This window comes from Streptomyces sp. NPDC048604 (assembly GCF_043199435.1).
Lineage (GTDB): Bacteria > Actinomycetota > Actinomycetes > Streptomycetales > Streptomycetaceae > Streptomyces.
In genome coordinates, this window is the sequence record NZ_JBICVX010000012.1 from 147,979 (window position 1) to 168,520 (window position 20,542).

The following is a 20,542-nucleotide window of genomic DNA, read 5'->3' on the forward strand; positions in this document are numbered from 1 at the left end:
TCGAGGTACGGCGGGGGAGTCATCGCGGATCCGGCGCCGCCACCGGGGGAGTCGTCGGGCGTGGCAGGGCGCCCGCGTCCCTGCCGAGTTCCGCGTCGACCATGATCCGCGCCAGCTCGGGCGTGCGGACCGACGCCCGCCATCCGAGGAGGCGCTCCGCCTTCGACGCGTCGCCGATCAGGTCCGGGACCTCCGAAGGGCGCAGGTACCGCTCGTCGAAACGGACGTGCCGCTCCCAGTCGAGGCCGGCGTGCTCGAAGCACAGGGTGAGGAAGTCGAGCACGCTGTAGCTCGTGCCGGTGGCCACCACATAGTCGTCGGGCTCGTCGCGCTGGAGCATCCGCCACATCGCCTCCACGTACTCCGGCGCGAAGCCCCAGTCGCGGCGGGCCTCCAGGTTCCCGAGGTGCAGCTCCTTCTGCTCGCCGCGGGCGATGCGGGCCGCGGCGATCGCGATCTTGCGGGTGACGAAGGTCTCGCCGCGGCGTGGGGACTCGTGGTTGAACAGGATCCCGTTGACGGCGTGGATGCCGTACGCCTCACGGTAGTTGCGGGTGATCCAGTACGCGTACACCTTGGCGCAGGCGTACGGCGACCGGGGATGGAAGGGCGTGCTCTCGGACTGCGGCGCGGGCGTGATGCCGTACATCTCGGAGCTGGACGCCTGGTAGAAGCGGCAGGGCAGGCCCGTCATCCGGATCGCCTCCAGCAGCCGGGTGGTGCCGAGCCCCGTGGTGGAACCGGTGAACTCGGGCTCGTCGAACGAGACCCGGACATGCGACTGAGCGGCCAGGTGATAGACCTCGTCGGGCCGGATCTGCTCCAGCAGCGCGCTGATGCGCGAGCCGTCGGCGAGATCGCCGTAGTGCAGCCGCAGCCGGGCGTCGGGCTCGTGCGGATCCTGGTAGAGGTGGTCGATCCGCCCGGTGGAGAACGAGGACGAACGGCGGATCAGGCCGTGCACCAGATAGCCCTTGGACAGGAGCAGTTCGGCGAGATACGAGCCGTCCTGCCCGGTGATTCCCGTGATCAGAGCGGTCTTGGGCAGCATTGGGTCACCTCAGCTGTGCGTCGTGGCGGCGCGCGGGCGCGTCCGTTCGGGGGTGGCCGGACGAGCCGGCCCGGTTTCACGGCGGAGCGGCACGCCTGCGGTGAGAGCGCACAGCGCACCGAGGACGAGGCCCTGTTCGGGGCAGAGCTGGTAGGTCAGCGCGAAGACGAGCTGGCTGCACGCCAGCGCTCCCACCGCGCGGCCGACCGGACGACGGCGGTGGCGCAGCGCGCCGGCCAGCGTCGACGCGTACAGGGCAAGGAAGGACAGCAGGCCCGCCAGGCCGATCCGCAGCAGGATATGGAGGAAGTAGTTGTGGGGGGACACGACGACGATCCGGCCGTCGACGAGCCGGTCGAACCCCGCGCCGAACGGCCGCCCGGTCAGCCAGTCGCCGAACCCGTCGAGGGTGCCGAGCAGCGCGGACCAGCCCGAGGCACGCCACGCGAGCGTGCCGCTGTCCGACGCGGAGACGGTCAGCCCGGCGCCCAGCCGGCCGAGCAGACCGGAGGACACGGCGAACACCCCGACACCGACCGCCGTGACCGCCAATCCGATCCGCAGTCCACGGCGTTGCCTGTCCGCCTTCCGTCCCGTGCCGTCGGTTCCGGGCCCGGCAAGCAGCCACACGCCGACCATCACCGCCGTCGCGAGCCATACGGTGCGGTGCTGCAACAGGACCACCGCGACCAGCAGAGGGGCGGCGAGCAGGTACCGACGGGCTCCGAACGAGGACGCGAAGAGCACGAGCACCGCCGCCTGCGCGATGATCAGAGCCTCGGGGGCCGACAGGGCACGGGACTCGCTCGCGACACCTCCGACCAGCACCTGCCCGACGGCCGAGCCGATGCCGTTCTCCGTCCACCACAGCCCGGCGAGCAGCACCTCGACGCACGCCGCTGCCACCCAGACGGCCGCGAGGCGCCGCACCAGCGTGGCGTCGTACGTCAGCGTCAAGCCGTACAGGGCCAGCCCGAACACGTACAGGAAAGGCGCACGCATGTCGTTCCCGGCGGCCTGCAGCCCGAACGAGGAGACCCCGACGGCGAAAGAGCCCGCGGTCAGCAGCAGGATCACCATCAGGAGCAGCAGCGCACGCCGCGCGGCGGGCGTGCGGCGCACCACGTTCACCGCGGCCGCGGCGAGGGCGCAGCACACCAGCAGGTCCTGCACGGTGAGATCGACGCCGGCGTGCACCACGGTCTCCCTGTGGGCAGCCGGCCACAGTCCGGCGGCCAGCAGCAGTGACACGCCGACAGCGGGCGCACGCACGAACACGACGGTCAGCGCGCCCCCGGTGAGCAGGCCCACCCCGGCGAGCAGCAGGAGCGAAGGGCTCACCGGGCAGCCGCCGCCCGCACGGCGGTCCGGACGTACGGCGAGACCAACAGCAGCGGGGCCCAGGGCCAGTTGTGCCGCAGACAGTAGAGCCACCACTGGCGGGGCGGCAGTTCACGCTGCGAGGTGACCCGGCGCAGCGCGGCGCGCACCCCGATGCCCGGCTCGCGGGAGCCGGCGAGCGGCGGATTGGCGTCGCACACCCCGACGTGACGCGGCGCGACGAAGGAGCGGAAACCCGCCCGCCGGACCCGGAAACCGTGGTCGTAGTCGCCCATGCCGTGCTTGAAGCGGCGGTCGATGTCGCCCACGCGCTCCAGCACGACACGCGGCAGCAGAACGACGTTGCCGTTGTACGTGTCGCACGGCTCGGGCCGGCCGCAGGGCTCGACCAGGTCCAGTACGCGGCCGCGCCTGCTGCGCCCCGAGTACGTGGTGCGCCCGGGATCGGCGGTCACGGACGGCCGGGCGCGCACCGCTCCGACGACGACGGCGTCTCCGCCGACGTCGCGGGCCGTTGCCAGGAGCGTCGCCACGGCGTCGTCGTCGAGTTCGACGTCGTCGTTGAGCCACAGTTGGTGTGTCCATCCGGAGGCGTCCGCCGAGCGGCTGTCCCGGCTGGCGATGCGCATGCCCTCGCCCCAGAACACCTCGGACCCGACGCTGCGGAGCCGCACGCTCGGGTACTGGCGGCGCACCGCGTCCACCGTTCCGTCCGTGCTGTCGGCGTCGACGAGATGCGTGCGCAGCACCGTCCCGGTCGGCATGCTGCGTTGCCGGCCGACGGCGGCGAGCGCCGAAAGGGTGCTGTCCCGGCGGTTGTGACTGGTCATCAGTACGGCGACCTGGGGTGCGGACGGCAAGCGGCCCCCTCGGATTGCGATGTGCGCTGCTGTGTGCCGCCTCAGTGTCGAGCACGATCACGGCCGTGCGGCCGGAGCACACCCGCGCACACGCCGCCGACCGCCCGCTTGGGCGTACGCGCCGCGCTCTTCCCGACGCACAGGGCTGAACGCTCGGCTCCGCTGCGTGTCATGCCTGGTGGCGCATGCATATGCTCTGCCCCGGAATCTGGGCAAAACGGATTGCGGGGCCGTGGCCCCGACCTGGTTGAGGGGTGCTCCTTGGATCTCCGTGGTTTCCTGGCCGTCGTCGTCAGGCGCTGGCCGTCCTGTGTGGTGTGCCTGCTGCTCGGCGCCATCGCGGCCTGGACGGCGAACGCGACGACCACCCCCGTCTACGAAGCCCGTACCCAGCTGTTCGTGGCGGCGCACGCCGGCGCCGACACCATGCAGCTCAACCAGGGCCAGAGCTTCTCGCAGGCCCGAGTCCAGTCCTACGCCAACATCGTGAACACACGTCAGGTGACCGAGCGGGTCGTGAAGCAACTCCGGCTGCCCACGACCCCCGACGAGCTCGCCGAACGCATCCGCGCCGAGGCGCCCGTCAACACCGTTCTCATCGACATCACCGTCTCCGACACCGATCCGCGCCGTGCCGCCCGCACCGCTGATGCCGTCGCCGTCCACTTCAGCAAGGTCGTGGAGCGGCTGGAGACCCCGCGGCGCGTTGTTGACGTCGCCGAGGACGGCGTCACACCACCGGCTCCGGTCTCTCCGGTCACGCTCGGAGTGACGCAGCGTGCCGTCCCGCCGACCGAACCCGTCTCCCCGCGAACGGTTCTCAACCTCGCCGTCGGACTGTTCGGCGGCCTGCTGCTCGGCGTCGCACTGGCCGCACTGCGCGAGGCCCTCGACACCACCTTCAAGACCGGCGAGACGCTGAGCGAGGCCACCGCCCTGCCGCTGCTGGCCGGCATCCCGTACGACTCGGACGCCCCGGATCACCCGGTCGCCCTCGACGAGGCGGGGAACTCGGCGCGCGCCGAGGCCTTCCGCAGACTGCGCACCAACCTGCAGTTCGCCCAAGTGGGCCAGGATCGTCCGCGGATCATCGCCGTGACCAGCTCGCTGCCCGGCGAGGGCAAGACCAACACCGCGGCGAACCTCGCCGTGTCGCTGGCCCGGGCCGGCATCTCCACCTGCCTCGTCGACGCGGACCTGCGCCGCCCCTGCATCGCGAGCACCCTCGGGCTCGTCCGTGACGCGGGTCTGACGACCGTGCTGATCGGACACGCGTCCGTCCGCGAGATGATGCAGCAGGGACCCGCCGGGCTCGCCGTGCTCACCAGCGGCCCCATCCCGCCCAATCCGACGGAACTGCTCGCGTCGGCGCAGATGAGGGAGGTTCTGCAGGAGCTCGCCGGCGCTTTCGAGGTCGTCATCGTCGACACCGCGCCCCTTCTGCCCGTGGCGGACACCGTGGGCCTCGCCCCGCTCACCCAGGGCACCCTCCTCGTCGTACGGGCCTCGAAGACCACACGGGAACAGGTGCGCAACGCCGTGGACTCGCTGCGCAAGGTCGGCGCCCGTCCCCTGGGCGCGGTCTTCAACATGGCCGAGCTCCCCAGGGGCGGCTACGGCGGCTACGGCACGTACGGCGAGCTGCCCGTGCCCCGGTCCGCGGTCCGGCAGGCAGGAGCACGAGGATGACGGGACACCTCGGCGGCCCGCGCCCGGCGGCAGCGGACCCTGCCCCGCCCCGTCTCCCGGCACACCGACCCGCGTCCGCGTCCGCCGCGCCGGGCGCCTCCTACTCCGTCCTGTTCGTGTGCACCGGCAACCTCTATCGGTCACCATTGGCCGAACGACTGCTCGTGGCCCGCCTCGGCCCCGACACTCCGGTACGCGTCGCCAGCGCCGGGACCCAGGCCGTACGGACCGATCACATGGACCGGGAGACCCGGTCGGTGCTCACCGAACTGGGGGGCGACGGCGAGGACTTCCGGCCCCAGCCCCTCACGGCACGACTCGTCGCGGAAGCGGACCTGGTGCTGGGCATGGAGCACCGGCACCGGGAGGCCGCGGTGCGCCTGGCCCCGACGGCAATGCGCCGTTGCTTCACCCTGAAGGAGTTCATCCGGCTGTCGGAGGGCGACCACGTCGGTACGGAGCCAGGGCGCGACCTCGCGGCGCACGCAGCCGGGCGCCGCGGATCCGTGATCGCGCCCCTCCCCGTCGAGGACGGCATCGCCGACCCGATGGGCGCACCGCACGAGGTCCTGCGCCGCTGCGCCGGCGACATCGACGCGCTCGTCGCCCGCCTTGCCGCGCTGCTCACGGCCGCCCTCGGACCTGCCGCACGGACCTGACCACCCTGAGACCCGTCCGGTACACCGCCGGTTGCAGACCGGACAGCACGGTCGCGAAGCGCGCCGGCGTCGTACGGGTCGACACCCGAAGTCTGCTGAGCCGCAACGGGTGCTGGCCGGCAGGGTCGCTCAGGGCGTGGTCGTAGAGGAAGCCGGACCGATAGCCCAACGACTGCAGCAGGGCGTCGGCGCGGGAGTCGAAGTCGCCGTTCGGATAGGCGAAGGCGGTCGGCGGATGTCCGAGATGGTGCGTCAGGAGCCGGTGGGCGTCCTCGATCTCGTGCCGCAGTGTCCCGTCGTCGCAGCGGTCGAGGCAGGGGTGCGTCAAGGTGTGGTTGCCGATCGCGATCCCGCCGGCCTCAAGGGCGCGCAGGTCGGTGCCGGTGAGCTGTCGGGCGCGGGGCGGGGGCGTGGTCGCGGTGGCCCGCAGTTCCGCGAGGGCGTCCCGGCGCTGCCGGTCGGGGAGTTGCTTGAGCGCGTACGCGGCGGCGGGGGCGGGAAGGCCGGACGGAATCGCGCGACAGACGCCGCCATGGCTGAGCAGATGCGTCAGCTCGTCCCACCAGAAGGGCTCGTCCGTGCCGACGAGCCCGGCGATCACGAAGCACACGGCCGGGATGCCCCGCTCGGCCAGCAGCGGCAGCGCGTGATCGAGCACGCTCGGGTCGCCGTCGTCGAACGTGATCAGAACGCTGCGGGACGGCAGGGGCGACCCGTCGCGCAGAGCCGCCTCGACCCGGTCCACAGAGAGGGGCGTCGCGGTCTCGGTCAGCCGGTCCAGGTGAGCGGCGAAGGTCGTGGGGTCCTCCACACCGTGGTAGCCGAGTACCGCGAGGAGCCCCGCAGCACGGTGGCGGAACCAGGTCTGCGCGGGGGACCGGAGCAGGGCGCGGTCCAGCCCGTGCCACCGCTCGTACCGCTCGTACCAGGCCGTGCGGCGGGCCGCGGCGTCGGTGAGGCTCATGCGGGGCCGCCCGACCAGGCAGCAGGGGAGCCCGCGTCGTGCCGGGGGAACGACGCGCCGTAGCCCTCGCCGGGATGCCAGTGCTCGGCGGGATCCTCCCGGAAATGCAGGAACGCGCGGCCCTGGGACTCGGACCACTCGGCCAAGGACCCCAGGAAGTGACTGGTCGTCGACAGCACGACAGCACGGTCCGTGAGCGCGGGTAGCACCGCGGCCAGTTCCGCGGCCTCGTGCCGGTCGTCGACGTACGTGTCCAGAACCACCAGATCGACCCCGCGCTCGCGGATCCGGGGATCCGCCAGCGCGGCGACGGAGTCACCCACCACGCGATCGACGACGCTCGCGTAGGGCTCGTCCCGGATCAACTCCCCGGACTGGGGATCGATGTCCACAGCCGTCAGCCGTCCGTGCCCGTTGCGCAGCAGGGCGGCTGCGATCAGGCAACTGGTGATCCCACGGTGCACCCCCGCCTCGACGACGTGCGTGGGCCTCATCGCCCGCACGACGGCGTAGACGGCCGCCCGCCGGGCGTAGCGCACCAGATGGTCGCAGGTGCGCCGACGGGGGCCGGAGGCGAGGACCGAGCGCATGTGTTCCCGCAAGGCCGTGTCCGCCTCGACCTCGTCGAGATGGTCCCGCAGCTCTCCCGCCGGCCGCCCGGTGACGGCTGCGGAAAACCAGGCCAGGTGGTCCCGGTTGACCGTCTTGAGGTCGTAGGTGAAGCACGCGTTCTCCCGCGAACGCCACAGCCAGCTTCCCGAGCGGCGCAGGACGGAGGCGTTGTACCGCGCGACGGTCGCGAAGCGGATGGGAAAGCCCGCGACGATGGCGAGCGGGCCGGCGGCGATGCGGCGGCTGAGGGGGGTAGGTTGCACGCGCTCAGCGTACGAACGCCCTGCTGCCGAGCCCGGCGAACGAGGCTGTCCCGCACCCGGACATCACCCGACTGGACACCAGCGTGGGTACCGCCCCCTCGTGCAGCCGCTCGTCGGTGCGTTTCACGCCGTGAGCAGGCGGAGGCCTAGATCTGCGGCGTCGAGGTCGGCGAGCTCGCTGTTGCGCTCGGCCCACCGGCCGGAGCGGAGGTCGTCGCCGAGGCTGCGCACCGCGCGCCGCTCGGCCTCCGGCCCCACTCTCGTCCACACCGACATCGCACGACGCACGTGCTCCTCCAGATACGCCGCCGGCCGGCGCCAGTACGCCTCGAACAGACCGTCGGCGCAATCCCACGGAACGGGCACCGGCTCGGCGCGGGCGCCGATCGCGTCGGCCATCCCGGCGAGCGAGGGAAACTTCGCGAGGACGGCGGCGAACTCGGGCAGGTAGTCGCGGGTGAGCCAGAACCGGTCCTGCCATCCGGGCTCGTCCGTGTCGAACGTGAGCACCACCACGCGGCGGGCCACGCGCCGCATCTCGCGGAGCCCCGCAATCGGGTCACCCCAGTGATGAACGGTGGAGACGGCCATCGCGACGTCGAACGACCGGTCCGCGAACGGCAGGCGCTCCGCGGCGGCCGCCACACACGGCGCCGAGCCGGCAGGCCGCTGCCCCCGCATGACCGCCGAGGGCTCCACCGCGGTCACGTCGCGGTCGACAGGCTCGTAGGACCCGGTGCCGGCCCCGACGTTCAGCACCGTACGCGCGTCCCCGAGCGCGTCCCGGATCTGTGCGGCGATCCGCGGCTCGGTACGACGCGTCGCCGGGTAGGCACCACCGATCGCGTCGTACAGCCGTGCACCGAGCATCTCCAGCTGCTTCTCCGGCGTCACCTTCAGCCCCTTCGCCCGTGCCGCGAGTTCCCTGTCGATAGCCGCCACCATGGCGTCGGCGCGATCACGCCGCTCCAACAGCAGACCGCGCAGCCGGCGCAGGTGCGCGACCGCGTCGGCGGACGGATCGCCGACCAGTTCGGCGACCTCCCGTAGCCCGAAGCCCAATCGCCGATAGGCCAGCACCTCCCGCAGCCGCTCCACGTCGCCCGCCGAATAGGCCCGGTACCCCGCAGGGGTCCGCGCCGACGGCCGGACGAGCCCGATCTCGTCATAGTGATGCAGCGTGCGGACGCTCACCCCGGCCAACTCGGCCACACGTCCCACAGTCCAGTGATGATCTTCCACAGTCCCGACTATTCAGCCTGACGCCACGTGAGGGTCAAGCCCGGTCGTGGACATCGGTGTCCCCTTCATCGGTCGCTCCCTGCAGCGGAGACCGCGGAGACCCGCCGGATGTGACAGCCCCGGGCTGTACGGACGTCGTTGATTCTTCTTCGTTTACCGGGGAAATAGTTGACCGCGATCGAATATTGTCCCGGATGCCCGCCCACCCCGCCCGGATGACAATGGGATTGGACAGAGAAATCCTCTTGCGAAGGGAGGCAGGACAGTGGGTTTCACCACCGACCTGACCGAAGCTCAGAAGCAGGCGCTGAAGGAGAACGCGGACGACCTGGAGCCGCTTCAGCGTCAATTGGATGAGGTGCACAAAAGGGCCCGGTCCCGCCTGGAGAACGCGGGGCTGGTGACCGGCCTGGACACCATCAACTGCCTGATCTGCGTCGCATGCGAGGGGTGGAAGAGCGGCGGCGATGACGGTAAGTGTGCCAACTGCCCCCACACATTCTTCTCGCACAACGTCATCTAGTGATCTGAGTCGGAGATTCGTCGCCAGTTGGGCATGATTGTGCTGGAGTGCGCCGAGGGCCACTCCATCATGGAAGTGCCGCGCCGGCTGCTCCTGCGGTCAGGGTGACGCCTTCGGGTGTGCCTCGAAGAACTCCCAGATGAGGTCGGTCGCGTCGAGGCCCGTCGTCGTTTCGCCCATCGTCAGGTCCTTGCTGCCCGGCCAGTTGTGGCCCATGTCCGGGAGGCGGTAGGTCGTGACCACAGATTTGTCGCGGCACTCGGCCCGCGTTCGGGTGGTCTTGCCCTTGACGTTCTCGGGTCGCCTCGCTTTGCAGCCCAGGCGTTCCGACCAGGACTTGATTCCCTGCTCGAAGTCGGGTCGGTACTTGTCCGCGCCACCGACGAAGGTGATCACGGACACCGGGGTCTTCGGCAGGTATGTGGGATCCTGCGCGGGCGCACCGATGTAGCCGCCGCTCACCGGTGCGATCGCGGCCAGAGTGCCGGGGAGTTCGACGGCGAGCTTGAAGGACATGTCCCCGCCGTTGGAGATGCCGGTGGCGTAGATGCGCCGGGGGTCGGCCTTCCACGTGTCGACGAGGCGCTTCGTCAACGAGCCGATGAAGCCGACGTCGTCCTCGTTGCCGCAGCAGACGAGGGCGTTGTAGCCCTGATCCACTCCGTCCGGATAGGCCACGAGGAAGCCTTCCTCGTCGGCCTTGGCGTTGAAGCCGGTCAGCTGTGCCGCGTACGCGCCGTCGGCCGGGTACGGGTGCATGACCACGACCAGGGGCAGGCGCTTGGCCGGCGAGTAGCCGGGCGGCGCGTGCACCGTGTAGACGCGTTGCTCGCCCTTCCACGTCATGGTGACCTTCTGATCGCCCGGGCGTGGCGTTTCCTTCGCCGGCTGCGTCGCCGAAGGCTTCCGGGGCTTCTCTCCGCCGTTGCCGCCGTCGTCGGTGTTCGCGCCGCAGCCGGCCGCTGTGAGGAGCAGGGCCAGTGCGGAGATCTGTAAGGGGCGTATCCGCATCGCAGCATGGTGGCAGCGGTGCGAGGGGTGGTCCAGAGGAATGGATGGTTCTGCGATGAGTACGCCGCGGCTTGCGCGGCCAGGAGTCGCCTTGCGTCCGAGTCTCAGGCCCCGTCGGGACCCGAGGCCGCCAGTAGTTCGGACGCCAGCGGGGTGCGCTGGTGCAGTACCCAGCGGCCGGTGCGGCGCGAGGTGACCAGGCGGGCGCGTCGCAGTACCGCCATGTGCTGGCTGACGGCGGCCGGGCTCACGCCCAGGTAGGCCGCCAACTGAGTGGTGGACGTCGGCAGGTCCAGGTGTGCCAGCAGGGCTGCCCGGTTTCGGCCGAGCAGTTCGCCCAGGGGCTCGCGCTCGGATTGCGGGGTGTTCTCCCACAGCGTGCCGATGCCGCGCGGCGAGTAGGTGAGTGTGGGCTGGTACGGCTCGTTGTACAGCACCAGCAGCTTCGGCCAGGCGAACGAGCACGGCACCAGTACCAGCCCCGTCCCGGACGCGTCGCGCACCGCCGTGAGCTGCGGCTTGTCGATGCGCAGCAGTCCGTTCTCGAACTCGGCCCCCGGGTGCAGGTTGGCGAAGACCGCGGCCAGCCCGCCGGTGGTGAGCTGCTGGGCCCGATGCTCCAGATCGGCGTCGTGCAGGGCGCGCAGCCGGGGCCAGACGGGCTCGATCGCGGCCGCCCAGTAGGCCCGCATGGCGGTCGTCAGCCGTCCGAGTTCGCGTGCGGGACGCTCGTACAAGGGCCGCAGTTCGGCGGGGAGCAGGCCGTCCGGCCAGTCCGGCCGCATCTCCTCAAGCGACCGGACCACCTCCTCCGGCGCGGTCGCCTCGATCGCGTCGAGTTCGTCGGCCAGTGTCCCGGTGAGCCGGTCCGGTTCCGGTGCGAGGAAGTCGGGCAGAATGCGCGGCCCACGGGTCAGGGCGAGAAGTACGCCCAGGTCCAGTCCGGCCACCCGCGGCCGGGTCATGGACACCCACGGCCGGTGCAATGCCGAGCCGCGGGTTCCTGCCAGCACCGGGATGCTGTGGATCAGCTCCTCGAGTGGCGACCGGGCGAAGCGTACGCGCGTCAGGTCGTCGGCGCCCAGCCGTATATCGATCATGCGCGGAGCATAACTCCCTGGCGGTACGGGCGAATTGTCCGTCGAGCTCGTCGCGAACATTTCGGCTGAGCCTTAATCGTGGTGGCGCTCGCCGGCGTCCGCGCATCCTCGGAGAGCGCAGGGGGACCCGCCCCCTCCGAACGGGAGAACGCCCATGAACGCACGTGACACGATCCGCCGGAGCCTCGCCGTCACCGCGGTGGCCTCCGCCCTCCTCGTCGCCCTTCCTCCGTCCGCGCAGGCGGCGCCCGCCGGGGCGACGGGAGGCTGCTGGCACACCGGGTGCGACGGCAAGGACCCGGCGGCCTACTGCCAGGGCGACGCCCGCACCGTGGGCAGCTTCTCGTTGCCGTCGGGCAGCGGGTACCGGGTCGTGGAGCTGCGGTACTCGCCGTCGTGCGAGGCGATCTGGGCACGCATGTCGAAGGGGTACTACGACGTGAACAACGCGGCGGCCCCGCACACGAAGATCATCCGCAACAGCGACGGCCGGTCGTACCAGTGCACCGTGCCGTACAACGGGGGCTCCTGCTACACGGCGATGGTCGGCGACCATAACGTCACCAGCTACGCGTACGGCCTGTACGACGGCAGCACGTACGTCTACACGGGCCGGACCGGCAACTACTGACCGGCCCTCACCAGGGCGCCCGCACCCGGCCACCACGGGGGAGTGGCCGGGTCGGGTTCACCCTCGGTGCCGACATCGCCTGCAGCCCTGCGTCGCGAACACCCTCATGGCGACCCTACCGACCGGTAGGCTCGGCTCGTTCTCAGGATTCGGTACCGGGCTGGAGATCAAGGGGGGCACGTGAGCGACGACGCGCTGACGGATTTCGACAGGGAACGGTTCACCCACGAAGGCCGCTCGCACGACGTCCTGCGGTCCGGCACCGGGCCGGCCGTGATCGTCATGGCCGAAATCCCGGGCATCACGCCGAAGGTGGCCGGGTTCGCGAGGAAGGTGCGGGACATCGGATGCACCGCCGTGCTGCCCGACCTGTTCGGCGTCGCCGGACGCGACCCCCATCCCGCGGCGCACGGGAAGGCCGGCGCCGTGATGACCGGGCTGCGTGCGCTCGGCCAGGTCTGTGTCAGCCGGGAGTTCACCATCCTCGCGGCCGGCCGGACCTCTCCCGTCGTGACCTGGCTGCGCGCACTGGCGGTCCGCGAGCACGAGCGCTGCGGCGGTCCGGGCGTGGGCGCGGTCGGCATGTGCTTCACCGGCGGATACGCCCTCGCCATGGCCACGGACGAACGCCTGCTCGCCCCGGTGCTGAGCCAGCCGTCGCTTCCGTTCGCCGTCACCGCCCGCAACCGCCGCTCCCTGGACATCTCACCCGCCGACATGCGCATCGTCCAACAGCGTTGCGAGGCCGGCCTGACCGTGCTCGGCCTGCGCTTTCGCGGCGACAAGCTCGCCCCCGGCGGGCGCTTCGCGCTGCTGAGGGAGAAGCTCGGCGAGGCGTTCATCGGGATCGAACTGGACGCCGGCGCGGCGAACGGCGACAGCCCGCTGCCGCCGCACTCGGTGCTCACGGAGCACCTGATCGACGAGCCCGGCGAGCCCACCCGTGAGGCTCTCGATCAGGTGCTCGAGCACTTCCGCTCCCGACTCCTTGTCACCGACTCCTGACCGGGACACAGACCGGGACTCGGACCGGCGCAACCCTCAGCCCCCGGCCGCCTCGCCGCGTGGCGGCTCGACGACCTGGACGGCGGTCCGGTGCGCCGCGTCGTACGAGACGATCGCCAGCGCCGTCCCGTCCGCCGACCAGGAGAGCCCCCGGTCGGCGAGCCGGTGGTCGCGTGGGACCCGGTAGCGGATCTCCCGCGCGCCGTTGACCAGCGGGTGGAGGACGACGGAGGCGCCGTTGCCCCGGGACGTGTGCGTGCCGCTCGCCAGGTGGTGGCCGTCCGGGGAGGCGGCCACCGCCGTGGGCGACTGCCCGGTGTGCCACACGCCCTTACCGGACAGGTCCGCGGTCGCGAAGCCGTCGACGCGGTCCTGCGACCCGGCGGCCGTGTACAGCGTCGACCCACCGGGGCTGACCGCGAGGTCGGTGAGGTTGCTGCCGCCCCGGTCCTCGCGTACACCCGGGACGAGCGCGCCGTCCTTCACCTCGTAGACCCGGACGTTCACCGGGCTGATGTGGGGCTGGCTCGCCACCAGGATCGGCGCTGTGGACGACCCGGGCGCGGGCCGGCTCGTCGCGAGGAGCGGGGCCCGTTCGAATCGCCGCGGGTCCGTGGCGAGTTCCTCGGGCGGAACCTGCTGGTCGAGCGTCACCTTGGCCGGCTGGCTCGCGTCGTCCAGCCGGCCGATCGCGCCCGTCCAGGCGTCGCATCCGTAGCCGAACCAGACGTCGGTCCCGGTACGGGTGAGCCGGGTCGGACAGGTGTGGGCTCCGGTCGGGTGGCGGTCCTTCTCGGTGAGGGTCGCGGTGTCGAGCGCCACGATGGCGTCCGCAGCGGCGAGCGCCACGTAGAGCGTCGTGCCGTCCTCGCTCAGGACCAGCCCGGAGGCCCCGGGCAGATGCTCGACTGTCTGCTGCAGCCGGCCGTCGTAGCCGTAGACGTCGATCGCCGAGGCGGACGGGCCCGTGCTGACGTAGACCTTCCGCTGTGCCTGATCGACGACGGAGGCGAAACGGGCCGTTCCGTGGGCCGCGTGGGGCGGTTCGCCGGCGGTCGCCGCACCGGCCCCCTGCACCGCACCGGCCGCGGCCGCCACGACGCCCATCAGCACCGCCGCTCTCACGGTCTGTCTTCTCATGCTCCACCTCTGTCCTCGGGTCGGTGATCTCTTCACGGCAGCTCCGGCCTCAACGCGAGCCAGGCGCCGACCTCCTCGCCGAGCGGACCGGGCTCCAGCCGCGGACGGAGGTCGGCGACCGGACCGAGGAGGTTCTTCAGCCGCCGCAGCGCACGGATTTCCGGGAGCGTGCGGGAACGCCAGTCCCGGGCCGATGCACGCGCCTCGGACAGGGGCATCCCCGCCTCCTCCAGAAACGTCCGGGCGGCGTCCTCGGGATCGAGCAGCCGGACGCCGGGTGTCCGGTCCGTCGGGCGCAGCCGCAGCAGCAGCGACGTGAGGTTCAGCCGGCGCACGAGACATTCGTCGTGCGACACGGCACCCGACGCCTCGGCCCGGTCCAGGAGGACGTCGACCGCGACCGCGTAGTCGCGTACCTCCGATCCGTCGTCCGTCCTGGCGTGCGCGACCGCACGCTGCGTCAGCATCGTGATCAGCGCCAGCCACTGGTTCGTGGCGGAACTCGGATCATGCGGCGATCCGGCGACGGCGATCCGTTCCCCCGATCCGAGCCGTTCGGTCAGTTCCCAGGGGGCGAGGTCGTTCAGTTCGCGCATGCCGAGGGCCATGGTCATCAGAATCCCACCACCCCGAACTTCCGGAACGCTTCCTTGCCGATCTCCAGGCTTTCCAACGACGGCTGGAAGTGGCCGCTGTGGTTGTCGATGTGGGTGCCCCAGTACTGGCCCTGCGAGCCGACGATCTGAGCCTCTCCCGCCGCGCGTACGGGATCGCCTCCGCTGAGGACCGCGTGCGAGATCTCTTCGCCCTTGACGAACTTCGGCACGACGACCAGGCGTCCGTCCTCCAACACCGCCCACTTGAGCTGCTCCCCGGTGTCGAGGAGGTCGTCGAAATCCTTGGTTCCCGGTGTCAGTGGCTGTACGCCGAGCCGATTGGCGGTGGCGAGTTCCTCGTCGCGAGTCTTGGGCATCCGATTGCGGAAGGGTTCGTCCTTGGCGCCTCCGCCCGGTCCCCGCGACTCCGACATCATGCGGTTCAGGTCGGAGCCGAACTCGGACCCGCCGTGCATGATCATGCCGAACCCGATGCCCGCCACTCCCACCCCGGCGGCCGCGGCGCCCGCGCCCGCGGCGCACGACCCGGCCGTCGCAAGCGCGCCGACGCCGGTGGCGAGCAGGGGCGCGGTGAGCCCGCAGGCGGCCGCGCCGGTCGCGATCATCAGCCCGCCGCCCACCACGGCGGCGCCGCCCACCACGCCTTCCAGGACGTCGGCGGCGAGTTCGAGGGTGTCCATGGCGACCTCGCCGACATCCGAGAGGAAGTCGAAGAAGTCGTGGCCGTCGATCTCCACGTTGCTGACGGGGTTGCCGCCCGCGAAGGCGTAGCGGTTCGCTGTCCACGGATCGGTGGTCAGACGGAGGTCGGACAGGGCCCCGTTGTACATGTCCCGGGAGAGGAACTGGTTCAGCTCCGGCCGGTAGTCGCGGAACCCCATGTCGTACGTGCCGGTGCGGGCGTCCCACCGTTTGGCGTTGTACCGGTGGACGTTGTACGGCTTCTTGTCGGGCTGTGCCGGGTCGGGCCGGTCGACGCCCGTGAAGGCCTTCGCGTCGTTCTGCCCGTAGGCCGTGTAGCCGTAGGTCGCCTTGGTGTCGCCGGACTCGTCGGTGAGCGTCTCGACGTCACCGCGGGATCCGTAGCCGAAGTAGGTCGTCTCCTGTTCGGCTCCGCCCTCCGTCCTCGGCTTCGTCTGGGAGAGGCGCTCGCCGCCGGGCCCGTACTCGTAGCGGGCCCGCTTCTTGCCGTCGACCTCCTCGGAGAGCAGCCGGTCGGTCAGGCCGACGTAGTGGGAGACGGTCGTCTCGCCCTTGGCCTCGGTGGTGACCCGGCGGTCCAGCGGGTCGTAGGTGTACTCGGTCAGGGAGGTCTGCGGGCCGGCGCCGGTGGGGGCGTGGTGCCGTACGAGCCGGTCGAAGCCGTCGTAGGCGTACTTCTCGGTCTCGCGACCGGCCTGGGTCACCCGGCCGAGGCGGCCGAACGGGTCGTAGTGGTACGAGGCGGTGGCGCCGGACGCGCTCGCCGAGATCAGCCGGTCGCGGTCGTAGCGGAAGCTGGTGGTCCGGCCGTCGACCGTCTGGTGCACGACGTTGCTGCCCGAGTCGTGGTGGTACTCCTCGGTGCGCTCGCCGCCGTGCCCGGTCTTGACGACCTTCTCGATCCGGCTGCGCGGATCGTAGTCGAACGTCGAGGTGACGTCGCGATGGGCGCCGTGGTCGTCGGCGTCCATGGTGCGCGCCGCGTCGCGGCGTCGGTGGCCGTCGGGGGTGTACTCCAGCTCGTGCCGGGCGACGAGCGTGCCGTCGGACTTCTTCTCCTCGATCTGCCGGGGCAGGCCGTCGAGGTGGTAGGTGTGGTGCAGGACGTTGCCGTTGTCCTTGACCTGCTGGTCGAGACGTCCCAGGAGATCCCGGGTGAACGTCGTGGTGGTCGTCTTTCCCCCGCCGGCCTCGGGCCTGGTGACGGCGGATCGGAGCAGCTCCCGCTCGTCGTACTCGAACGTCGACTCCTCCGCGTCGTACGTCCGCCGGGTCGGGTTGCCGTTGGGGTCGTAGCGGTACGTCGTGGTGTGCCGGGGCTCCGGATCGCCAGGGGCGGCGTACTCGCCGATGGTCGTGGGGCGCCCCAGTTCGTCGTGGGCGACGGTGTACTTCGCGATCTGGCGGCGGAGCCCGGCGTCGTGCATGGCGACGAGGTTGCCGTCGGGGTCGTAGTCGTACCGGAAGGCCTTCCGGTCCTTCTCGACCCCGGGATTGTCCCGGACGAGCCGGACGGCGTCGGCCAGCACGGCTTCGCCGGACGCGCCCGTGAGGGTGACACGGCGGACCTTCTCGTCGTCGAACGACCAGCGCCCCAGCGACGCCCATCCGCCGGCGGCCTCCTTCTGGTCCACCGTCACCGTCGCCGTGCCGTCGTCGTGTTCGACGGTGTAGGCGGCGCGTTCCGCCGTCGCGCCGGCGGGCACGTGGGCGAGGACCTCGTACGTGCCGCCGGTCGGCACGAGGGCGTTCCAGGTGAAGGCGGCCGTACCGACGCCCGGTTCGTGGCGGACGAAGCGGTTGCCCCAGCCCCCGGTGGACTGCGGGGCCCAGGAGCCGATGACGGTCGTGCGGCCGAGGTCGGAGTCGTCGACGAGGATCGTGTCCGAGCCGACCGGGGCGCCCTGGTCCCGGCGGCTCAGAATGCGTCCGTCGGCCGTGTACTGCCAGTGCATCTCCCGGAAGGAGCCGCCGTCCCCGGTCAGCGTGCGGCTCGTCTGGTGGCCCATGGGGTCGTAGTCGTACTCCGTGCGGACCTGCCACGGGTCGGTGCTCGTCCGCACCCAGCCGTTGTCGAAATGGGTGACGACCGTCGCGCCGGGGGAGGGACTGCCCTGCGGCGCCGGCGCCCCCGCCCGGACGAGACGGCCGACCGCGTCGTACGCGTAGGTGAGGACGTCCGGCCGGTCGACCCGGGGGTGCGACGGGTCGTAGGGAAGGCGGCGCTCCACCAGCCGGCCGACGGCGTCGAACACGGAGACCTCGGCGAGGCTCTCCTTGTCCTCCGTGACGGCACGGGGCGAGTACACCTTCGTCCGATTGCCGGCCTCGTCGTAGACGTATCGAGTCGTGCGGTACTCGACGGAGCCGTCGGCGGTGCGCCGGTGCGGAACCCTGACCTCGACGGGAGCCCCGAGGGCGTCGAGCGTCAGGTGGGTCTCGTTGCCGAGTGCGTCGACGGTGCGCACGACATGACCGTCCCGGTCGTGGACCTGCCGCTGCACGGCTCCCGCCGCGTCGGTGACGGCGACGGCGCGGCGGGCGAGGTCGTAGACGGTGCGGGTGGTCGGCGCGTGCGGCTCCTTCAGCGTGTTGGTGCGCGCGTCCCACTGGGCGACGGTGTTCCCGACCGCGTCGTAGCGGAAGGTGGTCCGGCCGCCCAGCGCGTCGCGCTGCTCGACGACCTGGTGGAGCTCGTCGTAGGCGATCCGGGTGGTGAAGTCGTCCGGGGCAGGTGTCAGCGTGCCCTTCGGCGAGGTGCTGCGGACCAGGTTGCCGACCGGGTCGTACACGTAGGTGGTGAGTCGTTCGGGGTCCTCCGCCCGGTCCTTGGGCTCCCGGGCGGACACCATGAGGTCTCCCGCGTCGTAGCCCAGGGTGGTGACGGCACCGCTCGGGGAGGTGGAACGGAGCACGTTGTCGTTGCGGTCGTAGACAGGAGGAGGAGTCACGGCGTAGCGGCCGGCGGCCCGGTCGACGGGCTGACGGGACTCCAGCGGACGGCCGCGGACGTCGTAGCCGTAGGTGCTGGTGGCGCCGGACGCGTCGGTGACGGCCAGGACGTTGCCGACTGCGTCGTACCGGAAGGCGGTGGTGTGACCGAGGGCGTCGATGATGCGCCGGGGAGAGCCGGTCGGGTCGTGGTCGGCGAACTTCGTGCTGCTGTGGCGGGCGTCCACGGACTCCAGCAGCCGGCCGGCGGAGTCGTACACGTGCCGGGCGGTGCAGCGGTCCGGCTTCCCGCCCTCCGCGTTGCAGCGCGGGTCGGCGAGCCGTACGAGATTTCCCGCGGCGTCGTGGCCGAACGTCCACCGCCGGCCCTCCGGAGTCACCTTCTCGACGAGATCGGCGACATGACCGCCGAGCGCCGTGCGGTAGCTGAGGCCGGTGGACGCTCCGTCGCGGGTGTTCGCGACGGGATCGGTGATGGTGAGCGGGTAGCCGGTGGCGTGGTCGTACGTCCAGGTGGTGCGGGCGCCGTTGGCCTCCCGCTGCTCGACGACGTTGTGGTCGGCGTCCCAGCGGAGCCGGGTGATGCCGCCCTTGGCGTCGCGGGAGCGCAGCGCCCGGCCGAACCCGTCCACGGTGTACGCGGTCGGGTGCCCGGCGGCGTCGGTGACCGTCATGGTGTCGGCGGTGCGCGCGGGGGAGTCCGCCGTGCGGTTCCGCTTCGCCGCCGCCCACGCGAAACGGGTGGTGTGGCCGCGTCGGTCGGTGACGCCGCGCACCCGTGCGGGGCCGACGGACGGGTCCGTGTAGTCCAGCTGCGTGGCGTGGCCCAACGGGTCCGACACCCGGTGCAGAAGGGCCGGGGCGCCGTTCTGAGGGGTGAGGTGTGCGAGGCTCAGGGAGCGTTCCGCGGCGGTGCCCGCGGCGTCGGTGATGCGGGCAAGGCGCCCCTGCGCGTCGTAGCGGAACTCCACACGGCGCCCGGAGACGTCGACGACCGCGCGGAGCCGTCCGACGTGCGGACTCCCGGCCGCCACGCGGCCCGTGCGCACGGAGTCCGCGCCGACGGGGAGATACTCGTACGCGTCGCCCGCCCGCAGGTGATCGAGGGTCAGGACGACGCGCCCCGAGGCGTCCAGGACCTGATCCGGCCCGTGATCCCGGCCGGTGCCGTACCTGAACCGCAGGGTGTTGCCGTTGCGGTCGACGATCGCGGTCGGCCGGCCGTCGACTGCGTAGAAGAACTGGGTACGGTCGGGGCGGGTGAACGACCAGGCCCGGTCCCTGCCGCCGGTGCGCTGCAGGTGCAGGTGGACGCCCGGCGGGTGCGCGTAGTCCCAGGCGGCCGGGTCGTCGCTGCCGTGGCGGTCGAGCCGGAAGACATGGCCGGTCCCGTCTCCGTCGACGAGCCGGACCGTCGCGGGCAGACCCGCCCCGCCCCGTGCTGTCGGACCGAAGGCCAGCGGCGTGCCGAGCCGACTCAGCCCCGCGGCCGCGACCGACCAGCCCGGACCCGCCGCCGAACTGCCCCGCGTGTCATGACTGTTGTACGTCACCCGCAGAAACGCTGCCGGTCCGAGAGACGGGTTGGCGAAGAGGTTCCAGCCGAGCACGGCGTTCCCGGTGGCTGCCTCGACCATGAGCGCGGCACCCGCTCCGACCGGCACCTGGGTGTACTGGCGGAACTTCTCCAGCCCGAGAGCATCCGACGCGGGGGACGAGGCGGAGCGCGGGCGCCCGTCCGCCGTCGCGGATGTCCCCGCGGGCGGGCGGTAGGCGGGCTCGCGGTGCGGAACGGGAACGTCCGACGGAACGAGCCGTCCGCGGTGCCGCCCCGGCTCCGGCTTCCAACGAACCGACCACGCCGACCGCTCCGGGGCGACGGAAACGCCGGTGCGACCGGCAGCGGCCTCCGCGGCGGGCGCGAGCAGGCACAGCGCGACCGCGACGACGCAGGCGATCCGGAACCGGGGCATGGAGGCTCGCTCCCTCGACGCACGCACAGGGATTGGCATATGACTCGATCAGTCACACTAGGTGACTGATCGTAGCGATGGGTGACGACGCGCTGGGTGATCGCTATGTGGGCCCGGACGCCGCTCCGTCTGCCGGATTCGACATCTGCGACAGGACCTCTCCGTGGCCTCGAACCCCGCCCCTTGCCGGCGCTGACGGCCGGGCGG

Annotated in this window: 16 protein-coding genes; 5 read left to right on the top strand and 11 right to left on the bottom strand. The window is 71.6% G+C overall.

Annotated features, from left to right (window positions below):
* Positions 1 to 19 precede the first annotated feature (19 nt).
* From gmd to ACGFMM_RS24465, 3 genes are read right to left on the bottom strand one after another with little or no spacing between them, the layout of a single operon-like run.
* A complete protein-coding gene (gene gmd, locus ACGFMM_RS24455; RefSeq protein WP_393648705.1) occupies positions 20 to 1,048 on the bottom strand; it encodes a GDP-mannose 4,6-dehydratase in 1,029 nt (342 codons plus the stop codon).
* Between the two features lie 12 nt (positions 1,049 to 1,060).
* Positions 1,061 to 2,392: an O-antigen ligase family protein gene (locus ACGFMM_RS24460; RefSeq protein WP_393648555.1), complete on the bottom strand. Its 1,332-nt coding sequence runs from the start codon at positions 2,390 to 2,392 to the stop codon at positions 1,061 to 1,063.
* On the bottom strand, positions 2,389 to 3,222 hold the full coding sequence (locus ACGFMM_RS24465; RefSeq protein ID WP_393648556.1) for a glycosyltransferase family 2 protein: 834 nt from the start codon (positions 3,220 to 3,222) through the stop codon (positions 2,389 to 2,391). Before ACGFMM_RS24465 ends, ACGFMM_RS24460 begins: the two co-directional genes overlap by 4 nt.
* Positions 3,223 to 3,513: 291 nt before the next feature.
* Between ACGFMM_RS24465 and ACGFMM_RS24470 the strand changes: the two genes are divergently transcribed.
* Both ACGFMM_RS24470 and ACGFMM_RS24475 read left to right on the top strand, forming a co-directional pair.
* Positions 3,514 to 4,941 carry a polysaccharide biosynthesis tyrosine autokinase gene (locus ACGFMM_RS24470; RefSeq protein WP_393648557.1) on the top strand — a complete coding sequence of 476 codons (1,428 nt, stop codon included), beginning with the start codon at positions 3,514 to 3,516 and terminating at the stop codon, positions 4,939 to 4,941.
* Entirely contained in the window at positions 4,938 to 5,600 is a 663-nt protein-coding gene (locus ACGFMM_RS24475; RefSeq protein ID WP_393648558.1) for a low molecular weight phosphatase family protein, read from the top strand. The genes ACGFMM_RS24470 and ACGFMM_RS24475 overlap by 4 nt, the downstream gene beginning before the upstream one ends.
* Here ACGFMM_RS24475 and ACGFMM_RS24480 read toward each other — a convergent pair.
* The 3 genes from ACGFMM_RS24480 to ACGFMM_RS24490 all read right to left on the bottom strand — a co-directional run bounded on the left by ACGFMM_RS24480 (position 5,566) and on the right by ACGFMM_RS24490 (position 8,660).
* Positions 5,566 to 6,564 carry a polysaccharide deacetylase family protein gene (locus ACGFMM_RS24480; protein WP_393648559.1) on the bottom strand — a complete coding sequence of 333 codons (999 nt, stop codon included), beginning with the start codon at positions 6,562 to 6,564 and terminating at the stop codon, positions 5,566 to 5,568. The two genes, ACGFMM_RS24475 and ACGFMM_RS24480, sit on opposite strands and share 35 nt — an antisense overlap.
* A complete protein-coding gene (locus tag ACGFMM_RS24485; RefSeq protein ID WP_393648560.1) occupies positions 6,561 to 7,439 on the bottom strand; it encodes a class I SAM-dependent methyltransferase in 879 nt (292 codons plus the stop codon). Before ACGFMM_RS24485 ends, ACGFMM_RS24480 begins: the two co-directional genes overlap by 4 nt.
* 123 nt (positions 7,440 to 7,562) lie before the next feature.
* Positions 7,563 to 8,660, bottom strand: coding sequence for a MerR family DNA-binding transcriptional regulator (locus tag ACGFMM_RS24490; RefSeq protein WP_393648561.1), 1,098 nt, complete (start codon positions 8,658 to 8,660; stop codon positions 7,563 to 7,565).
* Positions 8,661 to 8,946: 286 nt separating this feature from the next.
* On the opposite strand from ACGFMM_RS24490, the gene ACGFMM_RS24495 reads away from it, so the two are divergent.
* Entirely contained in the window at positions 8,947 to 9,204 is a 258-nt protein-coding gene (locus ACGFMM_RS24495) for a hypothetical protein (protein ID WP_393648562.1), read from the top strand.
* 99 nt (positions 9,205 to 9,303) lie between these two features.
* On the opposite strand, the gene ACGFMM_RS24500 is transcribed toward ACGFMM_RS24495, so the two are convergent.
* Together ACGFMM_RS24500 and ACGFMM_RS24505 are read right to left on the bottom strand one after the other, a co-directional pair.
* A complete protein-coding gene (locus ACGFMM_RS24500; RefSeq protein WP_393648563.1) occupies positions 9,304 to 10,215 on the bottom strand; it encodes an alpha/beta hydrolase family esterase in 912 nt (303 codons plus the stop codon).
* A gap of 104 nt (positions 10,216 to 10,319) precedes the next feature.
* Positions 10,320 to 11,315 carry a DUF5937 family protein gene (locus ACGFMM_RS24505; protein ID WP_393648564.1) on the bottom strand — a complete coding sequence of 332 codons (996 nt, stop codon included), beginning with the start codon at positions 11,313 to 11,315 and terminating at the stop codon, positions 10,320 to 10,322.
* 154 nt (positions 11,316 to 11,469) lie between these two features.
* Between ACGFMM_RS24505 and ACGFMM_RS24510 the strand changes: the two genes are divergently transcribed.
* Positions 11,470 to 11,946, top strand: coding sequence for a DUF2690 domain-containing protein (locus ACGFMM_RS24510; protein ID WP_393648565.1), 477 nt, complete (start codon positions 11,470 to 11,472; stop codon positions 11,944 to 11,946).
* Between the two features lie 180 nt (positions 11,947 to 12,126).
* On the top strand, positions 12,127 to 12,951 hold the full coding sequence (locus tag ACGFMM_RS24515) for a dienelactone hydrolase family protein (RefSeq protein WP_393648566.1): 825 nt from the start codon (positions 12,127 to 12,129) through the stop codon (positions 12,949 to 12,951).
* 36 nt (positions 12,952 to 12,987) lie between these two features.
* Here ACGFMM_RS24515 and ACGFMM_RS24520 read toward each other — a convergent pair whose 3' ends face one another.
* Genes ACGFMM_RS24520 through ACGFMM_RS24530 form a run of 3 tightly spaced genes read right to left on the bottom strand, consistent with a single transcriptional unit; the run spans position 12,988 to position 20,335 of the window.
* Positions 12,988 to 14,091: a hypothetical protein gene (locus tag ACGFMM_RS24520; protein WP_393648567.1), complete on the bottom strand. Its 1,104-nt coding sequence runs from the start codon at positions 14,089 to 14,091 to the stop codon at positions 12,988 to 12,990.
* Between the two features lie 32 nt (positions 14,092 to 14,123).
* Positions 14,124 to 14,705 (bottom strand): hypothetical protein, encoded by a 582-nt coding sequence (locus ACGFMM_RS24525; protein ID WP_393648568.1) that lies wholly within the window; start codon positions 14,703 to 14,705, stop codon positions 14,124 to 14,126.
* Positions 14,705 to 20,335, bottom strand: a complete 5,631-nt coding sequence (locus tag ACGFMM_RS24530; RefSeq protein ID WP_393648569.1) for an RHS repeat-associated core domain-containing protein — start codon at positions 20,333 to 20,335, stop codon at positions 14,705 to 14,707. The genes ACGFMM_RS24525 and ACGFMM_RS24530 overlap by 1 nt, the downstream gene beginning before the upstream one ends.
* Positions 20,336 to 20,542: the final 207 nt, after the last annotated feature.

Excerpts from the sequence above, each read along its gene's own strand:
- ACGFMM_RS24465 (WP_393648556.1), bottom strand. The coding sequence starts at position 3,222 with ATGACCAGTCACAACCGCCGGGACAGCACCCTTTCGGCGCTCGCCGCC.
- ACGFMM_RS24475 (WP_393648558.1), top strand. The coding sequence starts at position 4,938 with ATGACGGGACACCTCGGCGGCCCGCGCCCGGCGGCAGCGGACCCTGCC.
- ACGFMM_RS24480 (WP_393648559.1), bottom strand. The coding sequence starts at position 6,564 with ATGAGCCTCACCGACGCCGCGGCCCGCCGCACGGCCTGGTACGAGCGG.
- ACGFMM_RS24500 (WP_393648563.1), bottom strand. The coding sequence starts at position 10,215 with ATGCGGATACGCCCCTTACAGATCTCCGCACTGGCCCTGCTCCTCACA.
- ACGFMM_RS24505 (WP_393648564.1), bottom strand. The coding sequence starts at position 11,315 with ATGATCGATATACGGCTGGGCGCCGACGACCTGACGCGCGTACGCTTC.
- ACGFMM_RS24510 (WP_393648565.1), top strand. The coding sequence starts at position 11,470 with ATGAACGCACGTGACACGATCCGCCGGAGCCTCGCCGTCACCGCGGTG.
- ACGFMM_RS24520 (WP_393648567.1), bottom strand. The coding sequence starts at position 14,091 with ATGAGAAGACAGACCGTGAGAGCGGCGGTGCTGATGGGCGTCGTGGCG.
- ACGFMM_RS24525 (WP_393648568.1), bottom strand. The coding sequence starts at position 14,705 with ATGACCATGGCCCTCGGCATGCGCGAACTGAACGACCTCGCCCCCTGG.
- ACGFMM_RS24530 (WP_393648569.1), bottom strand. The coding sequence starts at position 20,335 with ATGCCCCGGTTCCGGATCGCCTGCGTCGTCGCGGTCGCGCTGTGCCTG.